This window comes from Streptomyces sp. NEAU-YJ-81 (assembly GCF_017592595.1).
In the GTDB taxonomy this organism is placed as follows: domain Bacteria; phylum Actinomycetota; class Actinomycetes; order Streptomycetales; family Streptomycetaceae; genus Streptomyces; species Streptomyces hygroscopicus_B.
Genome location: NZ_JAGFNO010000007.1, coordinates 249,173 through 271,004, shown reverse-complemented (window position 1 = coordinate 271,004; position 21,832 = coordinate 249,173). Strand labels below are relative to the sequence as shown.

Genomic DNA, 21,832 nt, shown 5'->3' with positions numbered 1-21,832 from the left:
AGAGCTGTGGCTGAACAGACCTCGATCGTGAAGTGTCTGGTGTGGGACCTCGACAACACCCTGTGGCAGGGCACGTTGCTGGAGGACGGAGCGGTGACGCTCCCCGCCCCGGTCAGAGAACTCATCGCCGAGCTGGACAGCCGCGGCATCCTGCAGTCGGTGGCCAGCAAGAACGACCACGACCTGGCCTGGAAGCAGTTGGAGGCGCTGGGCGTCGCCGAGTACTTCGTGCTGCCGCACATCGGCTGGGGTCCGAAGTCCGATTCGGTGCGGGAGATCGCCACCGAGCTCAACTTCGCGCTCTCCGCGATCGCCTTCATCGACGACCAGCCGACGGAGCGGGCGGAGGTCCAGTTCCATCTGCCCGAGGTCCGCTGCTATGACGCCGAGCAACTGTCCGAGCTCTCCGCCCTGCCGGAGTTCAACCCGGCGACGGTGACCGTGGACGCGCGCCGCCGCCGGCAGATGTACCAGGCCGGGTTCGAGCGGAAGGCGGCCGAGGCGGAGTTCCAGGGGCCGAGTGAAGACTTCCTGCGCTCGCTGGAACTGGTGATGCGCATCGGACGCGCCACCGAGGAGGAGCTCTCCCGGGTGGAGGAGCTGACGCTGCGCACCAGCCAGATGAACGCCACCGGTGTGCACTACTCCATCACCGATCTGCGGGCGCTGCTGGCCGATCCGCGCCATGAGGTGCTGGTGACCACGCTCACCGACCGGTTCGGGCCGCATGGCGCGGTCGGTCTCCAACTGCTGGAGAAGCACGAAGGCGTCTGGCATCTCAAGCTGCTGGCCACGTCGTGCCGGGTGGTGTCGTTCGGCGCCGGTTCGGCGATCCTGCGCTGGCTCGGCGACCAGGCCGCCCAGGCGGGTGTCCACCTGGCCGCCGACTTCCGGCAGACCGAGCGCAACCGGATGATGGAGATCGCCTACCGCTTCGCCGGTTTCACCGACGAGCCGTGCGACTGCCGGGCCGAACTGCCCGCGCCCGCACAGGAGGACATCCAGCGGCTGCATCTGTCCCCGGCGCCGTCCGACCCGCCGCCCACGCTGGAGCTGCACGCCGTCAGCCTCCAGGGCGTCTTAGCCCTCGCCGGCCGGGAGGCCAGCCTCCCGGCCGGTTCCGATGTGAGAAGACCAGAGAAGATGGATGACGCATGGCGAACCAGGTAGGTCTCCCGGCCGCGCTCTCGGAGTACATCCGGGAGTTCTCCCTGCGGGAGGACGAGGTCCTGCGGCAGCTACGTGAGACGACGGCGGAGCTTCCCGCGGGCACCGCGATGCAGGTCATGCCCGAGGAGGGCCAGCTTCTGACGCTGCTGGCCGGACTCACCCCGGCGAAAAGGATTCTGGAGATCGGCACGTTCACCGGGTACAGCACCCTGTGCCTGGCCCGTGCGCTCGCGCCCGGCGGACAGCTCGTCACCTGTGACATCACCGACCGCTGGGCAAGCATCGGCGCCGACTACTGGGCCAGGGCGGGCGTCGAGGGGCGGATCGACCTGCGCGTCGGTGACGCGGCCGACACCCTCAAGGCCATCCTCGCGGAGGAGGGCCCCGGCACGTTCGACTTCGTGTTCATCGACGCCGACAAGCAGGGCTATCCGCACTACTACGAGATGGCGCTGACGCTTCTCGGCGACCGCGGCCTGATCGTGGTCGACAACACCCTGTTCTTCGGCAAGGTCGTGGACCCCGAGGCGCAGGACGTCGACACCGCCGGGATCCGCGCGTTCAACAAGCTGGTCCACGACGATCCGCGGGTGGAGATGTCCCTGGTCCCCATGGCGGACGGCATCACGCTGATCCGCAAGACGCGCCCCGCGGGTGAGTGAACGGCCTGGTGAGTGAATGAAGGCGGGCAGGGGCCTCCCGCCTCAGCCGTCCGCGCGGGCTTCCCCGCTCAGGTGACCACCCTCGGTATGTACGCCGCCTGGGCCCCGTCGGAGAAGCGGCGCAGTTCGACGCCGTACACCTCGGCGGGGCGGAGCTGCTGGCCGAGGAACGAGATGACCCGGTTGAATTCGGGCGGGAATTGACTGGCCACAATGACCATACGGAGCCTGCCCAGGGCCAGATTCCCCTCGATCGTGCGCAGGAAGGAGCCCTGGTCGATCGGATAGCCCATCTCCGCCAGCAAACCCTCCGCGCTGGTGTCCTGCAATTGCGCGGTGTACTCGAGCGAGCGCTGCAGTATGTGGAGCGGCCAGTGCCGGGCCCCGCTGCCCGCGTAGTCGAGAATTTTGGACAGGGCGCTGTGCGCGTTCCAGGTGTCGTGCGGTTCCACCACTTCGGCGAGAATCGGGACACCCGTGGAATCGGCGAACAGATGGGTGGCGCTGAAGGAGTAGCCGTCCGTGTCCGGCATGATGTCCGAGGAGTTCCGGCGGATCAGCAGGAGCGGCGAGCCGGTCTCGCGGGCCTGCGTGGCCGTGGACATCAGGTCCGGATAGCGGACGAGGATCTCGTGAAGTGGCGGCTCGGGGTGGGCCGCCGAGGGTGTGAGCTGCGAGAGCCCGGTGTCGTTCTGCAGCACGATGCGTCGGTTCCATGTCTCGGCGCCCGATCCCGGAAGCGACTCGCGCGGGCGGGCATGCCTGCCGGAGGTGAGCTGCCCCGGGTCCACCGGCAGCAGCGCCGGACGCTCCATCCAGCTATCGACCGGGACCAGGCAGGAATTCAGGATGAACGCCAGGGTCTTGTAGGTTCCGGCGAGGGCCAGCAGTTCGAGGATCTGCTCCTCGCTGTAGCGCTCGGCGAGCTGCTTCCAGGTGCTGTCCGAGATCGCCGACTTGGTGTGGAGCTCGTCGACCGCTGCGAGGAGGGCGGCCTCGAACGGCGTCCAGCCGGTGGCATCCTCCGAGGCGACACGGGCGACCTCCGTCTCGGTCAGCCCGACGAAGAGCCCCGCGGCATGGTGATGCGCCCAGACGTACGACGCCTGTGAACGCCACGCCGTCCGCAGGATGATGAGCTCGCGCTCGCGTGGCGGGAGGATGTCGCCCGCCACATGAGACATCAGCGGCTGCATCGCGGGCAGCAGCGTCGGGTGGTTGGCGATGGTCCGGTGGACGTTCGGCGGCGGCCGGTCCGCGAGGATCCCGTTCAATGACTGGCTGACCTCCTGGAGGTAAACCTGGCCGGCCGGTGTGACGGCGAAGTCGTCCGCGTCCTGCGGATCGATCCTGGGCCGCATTTCCTCACCCTCGCGCTTGTGTTGTCACGTCGGCGTCTCGACGGACGCGCTGTCGGCTGTCGGGCAGCGGGCAGCTTGACGTTCGGCAGCTCTTTTCGGCCGACCCCGCCCAACGATAGGTGATCGTACGGGTTTTCAAACACCGGAGGTCTAGGTGAATTCCCAGCAACCTTCGCATGGGCCGGCATGCATCTACGAGAGGGGAAACAGGCGACGAATAGCCCCAAAGGGAGAGTGACGCCACGCGGAGGGAGGCTCAGGGATTTCATCCGACCATACATGTACTATTTCGCGCATTGTTGATCACGACTTGAACGGCAGTCCGGTGTCACCGGATTCTCGGAGACCCGGCGTGTGCCAGCACTTGCCACTCCTGCCGAGCCCGTGAGGACGACGAGTGGGGAGCGGCACCGTGAGCCGACCTGAGTCCATATCCGCTGGCCGAATCCAGCCGCAGGACACCGCCATCGCGGTAGTGGGGGTGTCCTGCCGATTGCCGTCCGCGCACGATCCCGCGCGGTTCTGGCAGTTGCTGACCGGCGGGATGAGCGCGGTGTCACAGGTACCGCCGGGCCGCTGGAGCGACGATGAGGCGGCGGACTCCGGCGAGACCGGGTGGGGCGCCTTCCTGGACGAAGTCGACCGTTTCGACCCCGAGTTCTTCGGGATCTCGCCGCGTGAGGCGCGGGCGATGGACCCACAGCAGCGGCTCGCGCTGGAGCTGGGCTGGGAGGTCCTGGAGGACGCGGGCGTCCTGCCCGCCGAGGTACGGGGCGAGGACACCGGCGTGTTCATCGGTGTAACCGCCGACGACTACGGCGTACTGGACCGGCGCAGGGGACCCGCGGCCATCGCTCATCACACCCTGACCGGACTGAACCGCAGTGTGATCGCGAACCGGGTGTCCTACTTCCTGGGCCTGCGGGGGCCGAGCCTGGTGGTGGACACCGGGCAGTCGTCGTCGCTGGTCGCGGTGCACTTGGCCTGCGAGAGCCTGCGGCGCGGGGAGTCGGCCACCGCACTGGCCGGCGGTGTGCACCTCAACCTGGTGCGGGACAGCGCGCTGGCGGCGGCCCGGCTCGGCGCACTGTCCCCGGACGGCCGCTGCTTCACCTTCGACGAGCGCGCCAATGGGTATGTCCGCGGCGAGGGCGCGGGGATGGTGCTGCTCAAGCCACTGGCGAGCGCGCTGGCCGACGGGGACGAGATCTACTGCGTCATCGAGGGCAGCGCGGTGGGCAACGACGGCCCCGGCGCGGGCCTGACCACCCCCGACCCCGAGGGGCAGGGGGCGGTGCTGGCGGCGGCGTGCCGACGCGCGGGGGTCGACCCGGCGGCGGTCCAGTATGTGGAGCTGCACGGGACCGGCACCCGGGTGGGCGATCCGGTGGAGGCGGCGGCGCTCGGCGCGGTGTACGGAGCGGACCGCGCCGCGGACAGCCCGCTGCTGGTCGGCTCGGCGAAGACCAACGTGGGGCACCTGGAGGGCGCCGCGGGCATCGTGGGCCTCCTGAAGGTCGTGCTGTCGCTGCGGAACGGCGAGCTTCCGGCCAGCCTGAACTTCACCCAGCCCAATACGCGGATCCGCTTCGACGAGTGGCACCTGGACGTGGTGTCGGCGACCCGCCCGTGGCCCTACCGCGACGGCCGTGCCCTGGCCGGCGTCTCGTCGTTCGGCATGGGCGGCACCAACTGCCATCTGGTGGTGTCCGCCACCGAGCCGACTGACATGGGGTCGGACACGGCGGACGATGCCCTGGTGGCGGGTTGCGCCGTGCCGTGGCCGCTGTCGGGCCGGACCCGGGACGCGCTGCGCGCGCAGGCCGCCCGCCTCGCCTCCCATCTCGCGGAGAACGAACGGCTCGATCCGGTGGACGTGGGCTTCTCGCTGGCCACCACCCGAACCGCGTTCGACCACCGCGCCGTCGTCCTCGCGCCGGACCGGCCGGAGGCCCTGGGCGCGCTGGCGGCGCTGGCCGACGGCCAGTTCGCGCCGGGCGTGGTGCGGGGAGTGGCCGACGTCGAGGGCCGGACGGTGTTCGTCTTCCCCGGCCAGGGTTCGCAATGGGCGGGCATGGGCGTCCGGTTGATGGCGGAGTCCCCGGTCTTCGCCGAGCGGCTGGCCCAGTGCGCCGCCGCGCTCGCGCCCCATGTGGACTGGTCGCTGCCGGAGGTGCTGCGACAGGCCGAAGGCGCGCCGTCGCTGGAACGGGTCGATGTGGTCCAGCCCGCCTCCTGGGCGGTGATGGTCTCCCTCGCGGCGGTGTGGCGGGCGCATGGGGTGGTCCCGGACGCGGTGCTGGGCCATTCGCAGGGGGAGATCGCGGCGGCCTGCGTGGCCGGTGCGCTCTCGCTGGAGGACGCGGCCCGTGTGGTGGCGCTGCGCAGCCAGGCCATCGCACGCCGCCTCTCTGGGGCGGGCGGCATGCTGTCGGTGGCGCTGCCGCGCGCCGAGGCCGAGGCGCGGCTGGGCCGCTGGGACGGCCGGGTGTCGATCGCGGCGGTCAACGGGCCCGGCTCGGTGGTGGTCTCCGGTGAACTGGAGGCGCTGGACGAGCTGTTCGAGGAACTCGCGGGCGCGGATGTGCGGGTGCGGCGGATCGCGGTGGACTACGCCTCGCACTCGGCGCAGGTGGAGCGGGTGCGCGAGGAGCTGTCGGCCGCGCTGGAGGGCATCGCCCCGCGCCGGGCCGACGTGCCGTTCTTCTCCACGGTGACCGGCGAGTGGCTGGACACCACCTGCATGGACGCCGGGTACTGGTACCGCAATCTGCGGCAGACCGTCGCCTTCGAACCGGCCGTCCGGGCGCTGCTCGGCCAGGGCCACCGGGCCTTCGTCGAGGTCAGCTCCCACCCGGTGCTGACCCCCGCGGTGCAGGAGGCCATCGACGCGGCCGACGTCCGGGCGATCGCCGTCGGCACGCTGCGGCGCGAACTGGGCGGAATGGACCGGTTCCTGAGCTGTCTGGCCGAGGTGTACGTCCGCGGGGTGCCGGTCGACTGGGCGCGGCCGTTCGCCGGGACCCACGCCCGGCGGGTGGCCCTGCCGACGTACGGATTCCAGCGGGAGCGGTACTGGCTCCCGGAGCCCGCCGGGGGCGCCACTACGGCCGTTCCGGCGGCCGTAACAGGACACGCCACCGACCTGGAACCGGAGTCGGAACCCGAGCCGGAGCGTGCGGAATCCGGCGCTTCGTGGACCCGCCCCGACCTGGGGCGGCTGGTGCGCACGGAGACGGCCGTGGTGCTGGGATTCGCCTCCGCGGAGCGGGTGAACCCGGCGCGGTCCTTCAAGGAGCTGGGCTTCGACTCGGCGATGACGGTGGAGCTGGCGACCCGGCTGAAGGCCGCGACCGGGCTGCGGGTGCCCAACACCGTGCTGTTCGACCACCCCACGCCCGACGCGTGCGCGGACCATCTGGCCACGGAGCTCACCGGCCCGCTGACCGGCGACGCGTCGCCCGCACCCCGCGCCGTCCCCGCGGACGACCCGGTGGTGATCGTGGGCATGGCCTGCCGCTACCCGGGCGGGGTGAACTCCCCGGAGGGACTGTGGGATCTGGTGTCGGGCGAAGTCGACGCCGTCTCCGACCTGCCCGCCAACCGGGGATGGGCGCCGGAGATGACGGCGACCGGCAGGGCGGGCGGATTCCTCTACGACGCGGACCGTTTCGACGCGGCCCTGTTCGGGATCTCGCCGCGTGAGGCGGAAGCCATGGACCCCCAGCAGCGGCTGGCGCTGGAGATGAGCTGGGAGGCGGTCGAACGGGCCGAGATCGCCCCGTCGTCCCTGCACGGCAGCCGGACCGGCGTGTTCATGGGCGCGATGGCCCAGGACTACGGTCCGCGACTCAAGGACAGCTCCGGCGCCGCGGAGGGGTATCTGCTCACCGGCATCTCGCCGAGCGTGCTGTCCGGCCGGATCGCCTACGCCCTGGGGCTGCGCGGGCCCGCGCTGACCGTGGACACGGCGTGCTCGTCGTCGCTGGTGGCGATGCACCTGGCGGCGCAGGCGCTGCGCAATGGCGAGTGCTCCCTGGCGCTGGCCGGCGGTGTCACCGTCATGTCGGAGCCCGGCATCTTCGTGGAGTTCGCCCGGCAGGGCGGCCTGTCGCCCGACGGCCGCTGCAAGGCGTACGCGGAGGCCGCGGACGGCACCGGCTGGTCCGAGGGCGTGGGCGTCCTGGTGCTGGAACGGCTCTCGGACGCGACCCGGGCCGGCCACCGGGTGCTGGCCGTACTGCGTGGCTCCGCGGTCAACTCCGACGGTGCGTCGAACGGCCTGACCGCGCCCAGCGGAACCTCGCAGCGGCAGGTGATCGGCCAGGCCCTGGCCGGTGCCGGACTGGTCCCGTCGGACGTGGACGCGGTGGAGGGGCACGGCACCGGCACCCGGCTGGGCGACCCGATCGAGGCCCAGGCGCTGCTCGCCGCCTACGGACAGGACCGGGACCCGGACCGCCCGCTGCTGCTGGGGTCGCTCAAGTCCAACATCGGGCATACGCAGGCCGCCGCCGGTGTCGCGGGCGTCATCAAGATGATCCTGGCGATGCGGCACGGCGTACTGCCGCGCACGTTGCATGTGGACGCGCCGTCGTCGCAGGTGGACTGGTCGGCCGGGGCGGTGGAGCTGCTCACCGGGCCCACCCTGTGGCCACCGGCCGAGCGGCCCCGCCGCGCGGGCGTGTCGTCGTTCGGGATCAGCGGCACCAACGCGCATGTGATCATCGAGCAGCCACCGCGGGACCGTACCGATGAGACCGCCGAGCGGCCCTCGGGCGCGCCGCGGTCGCAGGCCGGGCCGGACGTGGTGCCGTGGCCGGTGTCGGCTCGTGGCGAGGCGGCGCTGGAGGCGCAACTGGACCGGCTGGCCGCGTTCGTGGCCGACACCGGCGCGGCGGCGGCCGACATCGGCTACTCGCTGGCGACGACCCGCTCCGAGCTGGAGCATCGAGCGGTCCTCCTGGCCGCGACGGACCGCGCGAGGGACGGTGACGCGCGGCCCGTGAAGGTGGCCGAGGGCATGGCGGGCGACCCCGGCCCGCTGGCGCTGCTCTTCGCCGGCCAGGGCGCCCAGCGGCTGGGCATGGGGCGCGAACTGCACGGCCGGTTCCCGGTGTTCGCGGCGGCGTGGGACGAGGTCTGCGCGCTGCTGGACGGCGAACTGGAACGGCCGCTGCGGGAGGCGGTGTTCGGCGACGACGCGGAGCTGCTGAACCGCACCGAATACGCCCAGCCCGCGCTGTTCGCCCTGGAAGTGGCCCTCTACCGGCTGGTGGAGTCGTGGGGGACGGCGCCGGATCTGCTGATCGGGCATTCGGTCGGCGAGATCGCGGCCGCCCATGTGGCCGGGGTGCTGTCCCTGCCCGACGCGTGCACCCTCGTCGCCGCCCGCGGACGGCTGATGCAGGCGCTGCCCGAAGGCGGCGCCATGGTCGCGCTGCGGGCCACCGAGGACGAGGTCGCGGCGCTGCTCACCGGCTCCGAGGACCGTGTGGGACTCGCCGCGGTCAACGGCCCCGAGGCGGTGGTGGTGTCCGGGGAGGCCGACGCGGTCGAGGCCATCGCGGACCGGTTCGCGGCCGACGGCCGCAAGACCACCCGGCTGCGGGTCAGCCACGCCTTCCACTCCCCGCTGATGACGCCGATGCTGGACGACTTCCGCGTGGTCGTCGAGAGCCTGGCCTTCGGCGAGCCGCGCATCCCGATCGTCTCGACCGTCACCGGTGAGCGGATCGACGCGGAGCGGATCCGTACCCCCGACTACTGGGTGCGGCACGTCAGGATGACGGTGCGGTTCGCCGACGCGGTCGGCGCCGCGGCGCGGGCCGGCGCGCACACCTTCCTCGAACTGGGCCCGGACGCCACGCTGTCGGTGCTGGCGCAGGACGCTCTGCCCGAGGTGGCGCGCGTGGAGGCCGTGCCGCTGCTGGGCAAGGACCGCGGCGAGGAGTCCACCGCGCTGGCGGCGGCGGCCCGGCTGTATGTGCGGGGCGTACCGGTCCGGTGGGCCGAACTCTTCACCGGGACCGACGCGCGCCGGGTCGCGCTGCCGACCTACGCGTTCCAGCGGGAGCGGTACTGGACCGCGCCCGTCGGCAACACCTCGGCGGGCGCGGTCCCGGCCGGGCTCGGCGGTGTGGAGCATCCGCTGCTCGGCGCGGTCGTGGAGCTGCCCGAGACCGGTGGTCTGCTGTGCACCGGCCTGCTGTCGGTGGCGGCGCAGCCGTGGCTGGCCGACCATGTGGTGGCCGGGCACACGACCTTCCCCGGCGCCGGATTCGTCGAGCTGGCGGTACGCGCGGGCGACGAGGTCGGCTGTGGTCTCGTCGAGGAACTCACCCTGGACGCCCCGCTGGTGCTGCCCGGGCAGGACGACGTCGGCGTACGGATCCAGGTCGCGCTCGGCGGCCCCGGCGACGGCGGCCGACGCACCCTGGGCATCTACGCGCGCCCCGCCGACACGCCGGACGCGCCCTGGACGCGGCACGCCACCGGCACGCTCGCGCCGGGCACGCCCGGTGCCGGTGCCGGTGCCGATGCCGGGTCGGCGTGGCCGCCCGTGGACGCCGTACCCGTCGACCTCGATGGCTTCTACGAGCGGCGGCGCGAGGCCGGGCTCGCCTACGGGCCGGCGTTCCAGGCCGTCCGGGCGGTCTGGCGGGCCGGGGACGAGGTGCTGACCGAGGTCGCCCTCCCCGAGCACATCGCCGAGGATGCCGATGCCTTCCGCCTCCATCCCGCGCTGCTGGACGCGGCGCTGCACATCGCGTCGTCGACCGGGCTCGACGGCGGCCCGGACGGCGGGCGGGCGGCCTCGGCTCGCTCCGAGGTGTCGACCTGGTCCGGGGTGTCCCTGCACGCCGTGGGCGCGTCGGTGCTGCGGGTGCGGCTGCGCGCGACGGGCGAGGACACGGTCACGCTGAGCGCGGTGGACACCGAGGGCCATCCGGTGGTGTCGGCGCGCGCGCTGACGCTGCGTACGCCGGACGTCCACACCTCGGGGGCCATGGCGGCGCGGCCACTGCTGCGCCTGGACTGGCTGCCCGCGCCGGTGCCGGACACCGGTGGGCACGGCCCGGTGAGCGCCGGGGAGGCGGTGCTGGTCCCGGTCACCGCGCCGGACGGTGTGCCGGTGCCGGAGGCGGTCCGTGCGGTCACCGCGTCCGTGCTCGACACACTGCGTTACCACCTGAACGACGACGACTCAGGCGACGCCGCCGACACGGGCGCGACCGGCGGGAGTCGGCCCGCCCGGGTGGTGTTCGTGACCCGTGGCGCGGTGGCCACCACCGCCGGTACGGCCCCTGACGCGGTGGCGGCCACGGTGTGGGGCCTGGTGCGGTCGGCCCGGCAGGAGAGCCCCGACCGGTTCGTCCTGCTCGACCTGGACCCCGCCGATACCGGGGATCCGGTGTCGGCCGCCGCCGGAACCCTGCGCGCGGCGCTGGACTGCGACGAGCCCGAACTGGCGGTGCGCGCCGGTGAGTTGCTGATGCCTCGGCTGGCTTCCGTCGACGCCCCGGACCCGTCCGCGCCGGGCACCGTATGGGGTGGTGACGGCACCGTACTGGTCACCGGCGGTCTGGGCGGTCTCGGCGCGCTGGTGGCCCGGCACCTGGTCACCGCGCACGGCGTGCGCCACCTGGTGCTGGCCGGTCGTCGCGGCGCCGACACCGAGGGCGCGGACGCGCTGGTGGCCGAGCTGACCGGGCAGGGCGCGCGGGTGACCGCCGCCGCCTGCGATGTCTCCGACCGCGCGGCCGTGGCCGCCCTGCTGGCGGCGATCCCGGCCGAGCACCCGCTGACCGGGGTGGTGCACGCCGCCGGTGTGCTCGACGACGGGTTGATCGGGGCGCTGACCCCGGACCGGCTGGACACGGTGTTCCGCCCGAAACTGGACGGCGCCTGGCATCTGCATGAGCTGACGCGTGACCACGGTCTGACCGCGTTCGTGGTGTTCTCCTCGGTGTTCGGTGTCCTCGGCAACGCGGGGCAGGCCGCCTACACCGCGGCCAACGCGTTCCTGGACGCGCTGGCGCGGCGGCGGAGCGCGGAGGGCCTCGCGGGCCTGTCCATCGGCTGGGGGCTCTGGCCGCGGAGCGGCGGTATGTCGGCCGGGCTGAGCGCCGCGCAGCTTCGCAGGATCGCCGCGGCCGGGCTGCCGACGCTCACCGTCGAGGAGGGACTGGCCTGCTTCGACACCGCGGGTGCGATGGGCGAGGCGTCCCTCGTCGCCACCCGCGTCGACCGGGCCGCCCTGCGGGCGCGTGGCACCGTGCCCGCCGTCCTCCGCGGCCTGGTGCCCACCGGCGCCGTCCGCCGGGCCGCCGCCACCGGTGGCGGCTCCGGCCTGCTGACCGGGCTGACGGCCGACCGGGCCCGGGACACCCTGCTCCAGCTCGTCCGTGAGCAGGTGGGTTCGGTGCTCGGGCTCGCGGGTCCGGCGGCGGCCGGGGGCGGGCGGACGTTCAAGGACATGGGCTTCGACTCCCTGACCGCCGGTCAGTTGCGCAACGCCCTGCGGAAGCGGACGGGCCTGAGCCTGCCCTCGACCCTGATCTACGACCATCCGACGCCGGAGGCCCTGGCCGGTCATCTGTGGACCGAGCTGGGCGGCGAGGCCGACGAGCGGCGGGGGAGCGCCGCACCGGCCGCGATCACGGCGGGCGGTCCCGCAACCGGGGCGGCCGACGCGGAGCCGATCGCGATCATCGGAATGAGCTGCCGTTTTCCCGGCGGGGTGCGCTCGCCCGAGCAACTGTGGGAGTTGCTGACCGAGGGCACGGACGCCATCTCCCCGTTGCCCGCCGACCGCGGCTGGGACACGGGCGCGTACCACCCCGACCCGGAGCGGACGGGCACGACCTACTCGGCGGCGGGTGGCTTTGTCGACGGCGCGGCCGAGTTCGACGCGGCGTTCTTCGGCATCTCCCCGCGTGAGGCCGTCTCGATGGACCCGCAGCAGCGGATGCTGCTGGAGCTCACCTGGGAGGCGTTCGAACGCGCCGGGATCGACCCCGCCTCCCTGCGGTCCAGCATGACCGGCACCTTCGTCTCGGCGACCGCCCAGCAGTACGGCACGGGGGTGTCGGCGGACTCCGACGGCTACCAGCTCACCGGCACGCTCCCCAGCGTGCTCTCGGGCCGTCTGGCCTATCTCTTCGACCTCCACGGGCCGACCGTGACGGTGGACACCGCCTGCTCGGCGTCCCTGGTCGCGCTGCATATGGCGTGCCAGTCGCTGCGCTCGGGGGAGAGCACCCTGGCCCTCGCGGGCGGTGCCACCGTGCTGACCGGCCCGGACCTGCTGGTCTCGCTGAGCAGGCACCGGGTCATGGCGCCCGACGGACGGAGTAAGGCGTTCGCCGAGTCGGCGGACGGCATGGGCATCGCCGAAGGCGCCGGTCTCCTGGTGCTGGAGCGACTCTCGGACGCGGTCCGCCACGGCCACCAGGTGCTGGCGGTCGTCCGCGGGTCGGCGGTGAACTCCGACGGCGCCTCCAACGGGCTGACCGCGCCGAGCGGACCGGCCCAGCAGCGGGTCATTCGGCAGGCCCTGGCCAACAGCGGTCTCGCGGCGTCCGACGTCGACGTGGTCGAGGCACACGGAACCGGCACCGCCCTGGGCGATCCGATCGAAGCGCACGCGCTGCTGGCCACCTACGGCCAGGACCGGGGCGGCAACCCGCCGCTGCTGGTCGGCTCGGTCAAGTCCAACATCGGACACACGCAGGTGGCCGCCGGTGTCGCGGGTGTCATCAAGATGGTGATGGCCATGCGGCACGGCCAACTGCCGAAGACGCTGCACGCCGCCGAGCCGTCCTCCCGTATCGCCTGGGACTCGGGCGCGGTCGAGCTGCTGACCGAGGCGGCACCGTGGCCCGACCTCGGCCGTCCGCGGCGGGCCGCGGTCTCCGCGTTCGGCATGAGCGGGACCAACGCCCACGCCGTACTGGAGCAGGCCCCGGCGCCCACCGCCCCGGTCCCGGATCCGGTGGGGGACGGGCCGGTGGCATGGCCGCTGGCGGGCAAGTCGGCCGCGGCGCTGCGCGCCCAGGCCGCGAAACTGCTCGCACATCTGGACGCCCACCCGGGGGCGCACCCGGTGGACATCGGGCATTCCCTGGCCACGGCCCGTGCCGCGTTCGAGCATCGGGCGGTGCTGGTCGGCGAGGACCCCGCGGCGCTGCGCGGAAGCCTGGCGGCCCTGGCCGAGGGCACCTCGGATCCCGCGGCGGTGCGCGGCACGGCGACCGAACGCGGCCCGGTGGTCTTCGTGTTCCCCGGACAGGACGCGGCATGGGCCGGGATGGCGGCCGAACTGCTCGATGTCTCGCCCGTCTTCGCCGCGCGCGTCGCCGAGTGCGAGACGGCCCTGGCCCCGTACCTCGACTGGTCGCCCACCGAGGTGATCCGCGGTGAGCCCGGCGCTCCGCCGATCGAGCGGCGCCCCGATGTGCTGCAGCCCGTGCTGTGGACGGTCATGGTCTCGCTCGCCGCGCTGTGGCGCTCGTTCGGTGTCGAGCCCGCCGCCGTCGTCGGCCACTCCCAGGGCGAGGTGGCCGCCGCCTGCGTCAGCGGCGGCCTGTCGCTGGACGACGGCGCCCGCGTGGTGGCGCTGCGCAGCCGGCTCATCCACGAGCGCCTGTCCGGACGCGGCGCGATGATGTCGGCGATGGCATCGCCGGAGCGCATACAGGAGTTGCTGGACGAGGTGTCCGGCGCGGTGTCCATCGCGGCGGTCAACGGCCCGAAGACGGTGACGCTCTCCGGCGATCCGGCCGCACTCGACCAGGTCGAGCGCGGTCTGTCCGCCGCCAGGATCATGCGCTGGCGGCTGGCCGGGGTGGACTTCGCCGCCCACTCGGCGCATATCGACGAGATCGAGGCCGAACTGCTGGAGCTGCTGGCTCCGGTGCGGCCCCGCCCCTCGGAGGTGCCGTTCTACTCCACGGTGACCGGGGGCCGTCTCGACACCGAGGAGCTGGACGCCCGGTACTGGTGCCGGAATTTGCGGCAGACCGTGTCCTACGCCGAGACGATGACCGGTCTCCTGGGCGAGGGCTACGGGGTCATGATCGAGGTCGGTCCGCATCCGGTGCTCGCGGTCGGCACCAGCGAGCTCATCGAGCACGCGGGCAGCCCCGCCGTCACCCTGGGCACCCTGCGCCGGGACGACGGCGGATGGGACCGGGTCCTGCGCTCGCTCGGGGAGGCGTACGCCCACGGCGTGCCCGTCGACTGGACCAGCGTGCTGCCCGGCGGCCGTACGGTGGACCTGCCCACCTACGCCTTCCAGCACGAGTCGTACTGGATCGCCCCGCCCGCCCCGTCCACCTCGCCGGCCGGCACCGCCGCAGGGGCCGACGAGCCGCTGTGGACCGCCGTGGACCAGGGAGACAGCGCCGCCGTCGCCACGCTGATCGGCCTCGAACCCGAGAGCAAGGGTGCGCTCGACTCGGTGCTCCCCGCGCTGTCGGGGTGGCGCAGGCGGCAGGACGAGCACACGCTGGCCGGCCGGCGGCGCTACCGGACGGTGTGGACACCCCTGCGCGTCCCCGCCGGCCCCACACTGACCGGAACGTGGCTGGTGCTCACCACCGACTCCATCGACGACACGGATGTGGTGTCCGCGCTGACCGCACACGGCGCCCAGGCGCGCCGTGTGGTCCTCGACGGGACCCGCACCGGCCCGGAGGCGATGGCCGCACAGCTCGCCGACGTCGGCCTCGACCGGGTGGCCGGAGTGGTGTCGCTGCTCGCGGCGGCCGAGGACACCGGCAGCGGCGAACCCGCGCTGCCCGCCGGTCTGGCCCTCAGCGTGTCGCTGGTCCAGGCGCTGATGGCGGCCGGGGCCGAGGTGCCGCTGTGGACGGTGACCCGCGGCGCGGTGTCCACCGGCCCGGCCGACCCGGTCCGCGACCCGCGGCAGGCGATGGTCCTCGGACTCGCCAGGACCGCGGCCCTGGAGGCACCGTCGCTGCGCGGCGGTCCGGCCGACCTCCCCGAGCGCCTCGACCCCGAGGCGGCCGGGCGGTTCGCCGCGCTGCTCTCGGCGGACCTGGGGGAGGACCAGGCGGCGGTGCGCCCCTCGGGCATCCTCGTCCGGCGACTGGTGCGGGCACCGGCACGGGCCGACTCGCCCGGCACCTGGGCGCCCCGCGGCACGACCCTGGTCACCGGCGGCACCGGCGCGCTGGGCAGCCGGGTCGCCCGATGGCTGGCCCACCAGGGCGCGGAGCACCTGGTGCTGATGAACCGGCGTGGCCCCGCGGCACCGGGCGCGGCCGAACTGGTGGCGGAGCTGACCGCCCAGGGGACGACCGCCGAGGTGGTGCCGTGCGAGCTGACCGACAGGGAGGCCGCGGCCGACGTACTCGACCGGCTCTCGGCGGACGGCCATCCGGTGCGCGCCGTGGTGCACACGGCCGGGACGAGCCCGCTCGGCCCGCTCTCCACGGCGAGCCCCGAGCACTTCGCCGACGCGCTGCACACAAAGGTGGCGGGCGCCGCGCACCTCGACCAACTGCTCGACGACACCGGCCTGGACGCCTTCGTGCTGTTCTCCTCGGTCTCCGGCGTCTGGGGCATCGGCCACCACGCGGCACAGGCGGCGGCCAACGCGTACCTGGAAGCGCTGGCATCCCAGCGCCGCGCCCGGGGCGCCCCCGCGACGGCGATCGCCTACAGCCCCTGGGAGGAGGCACGGGGGCGGATGAGCGAGCACGACCGCGAGCAACTCCTGCGCAGCGGAATGTCCTTCCTCGACGGTGACCTGGCCCTGGCCGCGCTCGCCCAGGCGCTGCATGAACAGGAGACCGCGCTGACGGTCGCCGACATCGACTGGGACCGCCATCTCCCCGTCATCACCGAGGCCGCTCCCCGCCCGTTCTTCAGCGAGCTGCCGGAGGCAGCCAAGCTCACCGGGCCCGAACCCGCGAGCGGACACGGCGACTTCACGGCACGGCTGCGGAGCCTGCCGCCCGCGGAAGCGCGGCGACTCCTCCTCGACCTGGTGCGGAGCGAGGCCGGGGTGGCGCTCGGCCACTCATCCGGCGAGGCGATCGAGGAACACTCCGCCTTCCGTGACCACGGCATGGACTCGCTCGCCGCCATCGACCTGCGCAACCGGCTGGCCGCCGCGATGGGCACGACACTGCCCAGCACCGTCGTTCTCACCCATCCCACCCCGGCCGACCTGGCCGGCCATCTCCTCGACCACCTCGCCACGCCGCGGGCCGAGGACCACGCCACCGGCGCGGCCCCGATAACCGACCTGGTCGCCCGCCTCCACCGCGACGCCGTGCGGACGGGCCGCGGGACCGAGGCCGAAACCCTGCTTCTCGACCTCGCCGCCCTCCGGCCCAAGAGCACCGGGCCTCTGCCGTCCACCCTGGACCGGCTCACCACCGGCACCTCAGGCACCCGGCTGATCTGCGTGGCCCCCATCGTGCCCCTGACCGGACCCGACACCTACTTCGCCCTGGCCGGGGCGCTCCCCGACACCTGGGACGTCTCCTGCCTGACACCCCCCGGCTTCGGCACCGACGAGGCACTGCCCGCCACCCGGGAAGCCCTCGTCGAAGGGCTGGCCCAAGCCGTGGCCGCGAGCACCGGCGGTGACACCACCGACCCGGTGATCCTCCTGGGCACCTCGTCCGGCGGCATCCTCGCTCATGAGACCGCCCGCCATCTCGCGGACCACGGGGTGCCCGTACGGGCCGTGGTCCTCCTGGACACCTACATCCTGGAATCCCCCGCCGCCCTCGCCCTCCAACCCCACCTGTGGCACGGCCTGTACGAGCGCGAGCACCACACCGACGGCTTCACCGCCACCGACCTGTCCGCCTACGCCTGGATGGAACAGCTCATCCACACCTGGACCCCCGCACCCACGCCCTTCCCGACCCTGCTCCTGCGCGCCTCGGACCCGCTCCCCGCAGCACACGGGGCGGACCCGGTGCCGCACGACTGGCAGACGGCCCTTCCCCACATCACCACCACCCGCACCACTGCGGGCAACCACTTCACCCTCGTCAACCAGCACGCCCCCGCCGCCGCAGGCCACCTCACCGACTGGCTCACCGGACTGGGGTGAACAGCTTCTCCGGGCGGGGACGGGGGCTGGCCCGGTCCCCGCCTGTGGTGCGTACGCACCAGGACACGTGCGTGGCTGGTCCGGGAGCACCAGGAGAAGACGGCGGCGGGAGACGATGCCCGGCTGGGCGCCGGAAGGAAGGGTTGGAAGCGCGTGAATCCCGCGCATTCCCCTTGCCTGACGGTGTCTGGAGTGATCTACAGGTGGCGACATTTCTTTACCGGATCGGACGGTGGGTCTTCCGGCGGCGCCGGCTCGTGGGCGGTCTGTGGCTGGGCGCCCTGGTGCTGGCCCTGGCCGCCGCCGCCATGGCCCCGGCCGGGGAGGAAGAGGACCTCTCCATGCCCGGCACCGAATCGCAGAAGGCGTTCGACCTGCTGGACGAGCGCTTCCCCGAGAGCAACTCCCAGGGCGCCGAGGCCCGTTTGGTGTTCCAGGCCCCGGACGGGCAGCGGGTGACGGCCAGGGAGAACAAGGCGGCCGTCCAGGACACGCTCGGCTCGCTGGACGGGGGCGATCAGGTCGCGTCGACCACCGACCCCTATGAGAGCGGCGCGGTCAGCGAGGACGGCACCATCGCCTACTCCACGATCACCTACACCGAGGGCGCCGTCGACCTGACCGAGTCGACGAAGAGCGCCCTCGAGGACGCCGCGAACCAGGCCCGGGACGCCGGGCTGACCGTCGAGATCGGCGGCTCGGCCCTCGACGCGGAAGAGGAACCGGGCGGTACGACGGAACTCATCGGCGTGGCGGTGGCGGCCGTGGTGCTGGTCCTCGCCCTCGGGTCGCTGGTCGCGGCCGGACTGTCGCTGCTGACCGCCCTCTTGGGCGTGGCCATCGCCTTCGGCCTGGTCTCCGCGCTGGCCGTGCCGCTGGGCCTGACGTCCACCGTCGCCATCCTGGCCCTGATGCTGGGACTGGCGGTTGGCATCGACTACGCACTCTTCATCACCTCCCGCTTCCGCGACGAGTGCGCCCAGGGCAGCGAGCCGGAGGAGGCCGCCGGCCGGGCGGTGGGCACGGCCGGATCCGCCGTCGTCTTCGCCGGCGCGACCGTCTTCATCGCCCTGGTCGGGCTGGGAGTCGTCGGAATCCCCGAACTCACCAAGATGGGCATGGGCGGCGCGGGCGCCGTGGCCCTTGCCGTACTCGTCGCACTGACCCTGGTCCCCGCGCTGTTCGGCCTCTTCGGCCGGAGGGTCCTGCCCCGTGCCGTGCGCAAGGCTGCGGGAGCGCCCCGAAGGGGCGCGGGGAACCGCGCGACCAGCCACGACGAACCCGCAGGCGACCGACAATCCATCGCGGCAATGCCGGCGAAGGGCATAGGCACCCGCTGGGCGCGGTTCGTGCTGCGCCGGCCGGTGGCCGTGCTGATGATCGCCGGACTCGGTCTCGGCGCCGTCGCCCTACCGGCGCTGAGCCTCGAACTCGGGCTGCCCGGAGACGAGTCCAAGTCGGTGGAGACCACCCAGCGCCGTGCCTACGACCTGCTGTCGGAAGGCTTCGGCCCCGGCTTCAACGGCCCGTTGACCGTGGTCGTGGACACCTCGAAGTCCGCGGACACCCGGGCCGCCACGAACCAGGTCGTCAAGACCGTACGGGGAGTGGACGGGGTCGCCTCGGTCGGTGATCCGGTTCTCAGCCGGACCAAGGACACGGCCGTCCTCACCGCCGTCCCCCGGACCGCGCCGAACAGCGGCGAGACCAAGGACCTGGTGCACGCGATCCGGGGCGCGGTCTCCGGCGTCGAGGCCGACACGGGCGCCGCCATCCTGGTGACCGGCACCACCGCGATGAACATCGACATCTCCGAAGCCATGTCCGACGCCCTCATCCCCTATCTGACCGTGGTCATCGGCCTGGCGGTGCTCCTGCTGCTGGTGGTCTTCCGCTCGGTCCTGGTCCCGGTCAAGGCCGCGCTCGGCTTCCTGCTGTCGGTGGGTGCCGCCTTCGGCGTCCTCGTCGCCGTCTTCCAGTGGGGCTGGGCGGCGGACCTGCTCGGCATCGAGCAGACCGGACCGGTCATGTCGCTGATGCCGATTCTCATCATCGGCATAGTGTTCGGCCTCGCCATGGATTACGAGGTCTTCCTCCTCACCCGGATGCGGGAGGCCCACGTCCATGGCGCGTCCCCCGGCGAGGCGATCGTGAGCGGTTTCCGGCACAGCGGACGGGTGGTGGCCGCGGCGGCGATCATCATGATCAGCGTGTTCGCCGGATTCGTCGGCATGAGCAGCCCGACCATCCAGACGATGGGCGTCGGCCTGGCCGCCGCCGTCCTCTTCGACGCCTTCGTGGTCCGGATGGCGATCGTGCCCGCGGTCCTGGCACTGCTCGGCCACCGGGCCTGGTGGCTGCCCCGTATCCTCGACCGTGTGCTGCCGAATGTGGATATCGAGGGTGAGGCACTGACCAGGCGTGTCCCGGCCTCCGCGACCGTGCCGGACACAGCGGTTCCGCCGCTCCCCGTCGGCCGGCACCGGGGCTGAGCCGGCCATGACGAACACAGGTGGCGGTGGCCCGCGACCACGCGGCACGTGGTGGCGGGAGGGAGCGATCACCGCGACGGCGTTCGCGCTCTGTCTGCTCGGCGGCGCGCTCCAGGAAGACGGCAGTACGCTGTCACTGCCGCCCGCCGCCGCCTACCTCATCGCCGTGGTGTCCTGTGCCGTGCTGCCGGTGCGGCACCGGGCGCCCCTGGCCGCCATGGCGGTCACGACCGCGAGCGGTGTGCTGGTGCCGTTCTTGGACCTCCTGCTGAGCCCGCTCATCGTGGCCCCCGCCGTGATCACCGCCTACTCGCTCACCGCGCGCACCGAACGGCACGCGACGAGCGCGGTGTCCCTCACCTCCGTGGCGCTGCTGGTCGCCTCCACCCCCCTGTTCGGGGCCCTCTCGTGGAAGGACGCGAGCAGGGTGGGGGCGGTGGCGGCATTCCCGCTGGTGGCCGCCGTACTCGGGCACGCGGTGCAGAACCGGCGGGCCTATCTGGCGGCCGTGGAGGAGCGGGCCCAGCGGGCCGAGAAGAGCCGGGAGAGCGAGGCGCGCCGGAGAGTGGCCGAGGAACGGGTGCGCATCGCCCGGGAACTGCACGACCTCGTGGCCCATCAGATCACCCTGGCCAACGCGCAGGCCTCGGTCGCCGCCCACCTCTTCGACGCCCGCCCGGAGCAGACCCGCAAGAGCCTGACGGAGCTTGTCGAGACCACCGGCCACGCACTCGACGAACTGCGGGCCACGGTCGGTCTGTTGCGTCAGTCCGGGGACACGGCCACGCCCGGCGATCCGGCGCCCGGGCTGTCCCGGCTTCCCACGCTCCTCGAGTCCTTCCGCCGCGCGGGTCTGGAGGTGTCGGTGCACCAGGAGGGCACGGCCAGGCCGCTGTCGCCGGGAGTGGACCTCACCGCCTACCGCATCGTCCAGGAGGCCCTGACCAACGTGACCAAGCACGCCGGTAGCGGTAGCGCCCGGGTGGGCCTCGCCTGGAACCGCGACCGCGTGACCATCACCGTCGCCGACGACGGAAGGGGCGGCCGTACGGGACCGAGCGCGTCCACGGGACGGAGCGCGCCCACGATGCCGGAGCGTCCGCCCGGTTACGGTCTGATCGGGATGCGGGAGCGCGCCACCGCGGTCGGGGGACACCTCTCCGCGGGCAGGCGCCCGGAGGGCGGCTTCCTCGTCTCCACCGAGCTGCCCCTCCCGCCCGCCAAGGACACGACGCGGAGAACGGACGGAGCGACCACCATCGAGGGACGGATGGCCGACCAAGCGACAGGCGACGTACGGACAGACGACGTACGGACGGGCGACGGAGAGGCCGGGGATGCGCCGTGACGCTCCGGGTGCTGCTCGCCGACGATCAGGCCCTGCTGCGCGGGGCCTTCCGGTTGCTTCTCGACTCCGCCGACGACATCACCGTGGTCGGCGAGGCCGCCGACGGCAGGGAGGCGGTGAGACTCACCCGGCAACTGCGGCCGGACGTGGTGCTCATGGACATCCGCATGCCCGAGGTGGACGGTCTCGCCGCCACAACGGAGATCTGCGCGGACCCGGAACTGCGTGCCAGCCGCATCCTGATCCTCACCACGTACGAGACCGACGAGTATGTCGCGCAGGCGCTGCGCGCGGGGGCCGGCGGCTTCATCGGCAAGGGCATCGGGGCCGAGGACCTGCTGGCCGCCGTGCGTACGATCGCCGACGGCGACACGCTGCTGTCCCCCGCCGCGACCCGCTCCCTGGTCGCCCGTTTCCTGGCCACACCGGCCGACGCCCCGCCCCGTCACGCCGAACGGCTCGCCGTGCTCACCCCGCGCGAACGCGAGATGGTGGCCCTGGTCGCGACCGGCCTGTCCAACCAGGAGATCGCCGAGCAGATGTTCCTCAGCCCCTTCACGGTCCGCGCCCATGTGCAGCGCGCCATGACGAAGCTGGAGGCCCGCGACCGGGCGCAACTCGTCGTCATCGCCTACCGGACGGGTCTGGCCCACGCCGCCCCCGATGGCGGCGGGGCCGACCCCCTGTCGTAGTCCGAG

Annotated in this window: 7 protein-coding genes; 6 read left to right on the top strand and 1 reads right to left on the bottom strand. The window is 73.0% G+C overall.

Features of this window, described 5'->3' with window-relative positions; all coding sequences use genetic code 11:
- Positions 1–6 precede the first annotated feature (6 nt).
- Together J5X86_RS18960 and J5X86_RS18955 are read left to right on the top strand one after the other, a co-directional pair.
- Positions 7–1,170, top strand: a complete 1,164-nt coding sequence (locus tag J5X86_RS18960) for an HAD-IIIC family phosphatase (RefSeq protein ID WP_308124616.1) — start codon at positions 7–9, stop codon at positions 1,168–1,170.
- Entirely contained in the window at positions 1,155–1,832 is a 678-nt protein-coding gene (locus tag J5X86_RS18955) for an O-methyltransferase (protein ID WP_078640631.1), read from the top strand. Before J5X86_RS18960 ends, J5X86_RS18955 begins: the two co-directional genes overlap by 16 nt.
- A 68-nt stretch (positions 1,833–1,900) precedes the next feature.
- Here the strand turns inward: J5X86_RS18955 and J5X86_RS18950 are convergent, their stop codons facing one another.
- The gene (locus J5X86_RS18950; protein ID WP_208517956.1) at positions 1,901–3,193 is read right to left on the bottom strand and encodes a carboxymuconolactone decarboxylase family protein; all 1,293 of its coding nucleotides are present in this window, start codon (positions 3,191–3,193) and stop codon (positions 1,901–1,903) included.
- Positions 3,194–3,605: 412 nt separating this feature from the next.
- Here J5X86_RS18950 and J5X86_RS18945 point away from each other — a divergent pair, with 412 nt between their 5' ends.
- From J5X86_RS18945 to J5X86_RS18930, 4 genes are all read left to right on the top strand, one after another.
- Complete coding sequence (locus tag J5X86_RS18945) at positions 3,606–17,294, top strand: type I polyketide synthase (protein ID WP_208517955.1); 13,689 nt, start codon at positions 3,606–3,608, stop codon at positions 17,292–17,294.
- A 203-nt stretch (positions 17,295–17,497) separates the two neighbouring features.
- Positions 17,498–19,786, top strand: a complete 2,289-nt coding sequence (locus tag J5X86_RS18940) for an MMPL family transporter (RefSeq protein ID WP_208517954.1) — start codon at positions 17,498–17,500, stop codon at positions 19,784–19,786.
- Positions 19,787–19,793: 7 nt separating this feature from the next.
- Positions 19,794–21,134, top strand: coding sequence for a sensor histidine kinase (locus J5X86_RS18935; RefSeq protein WP_208517953.1), 1,341 nt, complete (start codon positions 19,794–19,796; stop codon positions 21,132–21,134).
- Positions 21,131–21,826 carry a response regulator transcription factor gene (locus J5X86_RS18930; RefSeq protein ID WP_119986647.1) on the top strand — a complete coding sequence of 232 codons (696 nt, stop codon included), beginning with the start codon at positions 21,131–21,133 and terminating at the stop codon, positions 21,824–21,826. The genes J5X86_RS18935 and J5X86_RS18930 overlap by 4 nt, the downstream gene beginning before the upstream one ends.
- The last annotated feature ends 6 nt before the right edge of the window (positions 21,827–21,832 follow it).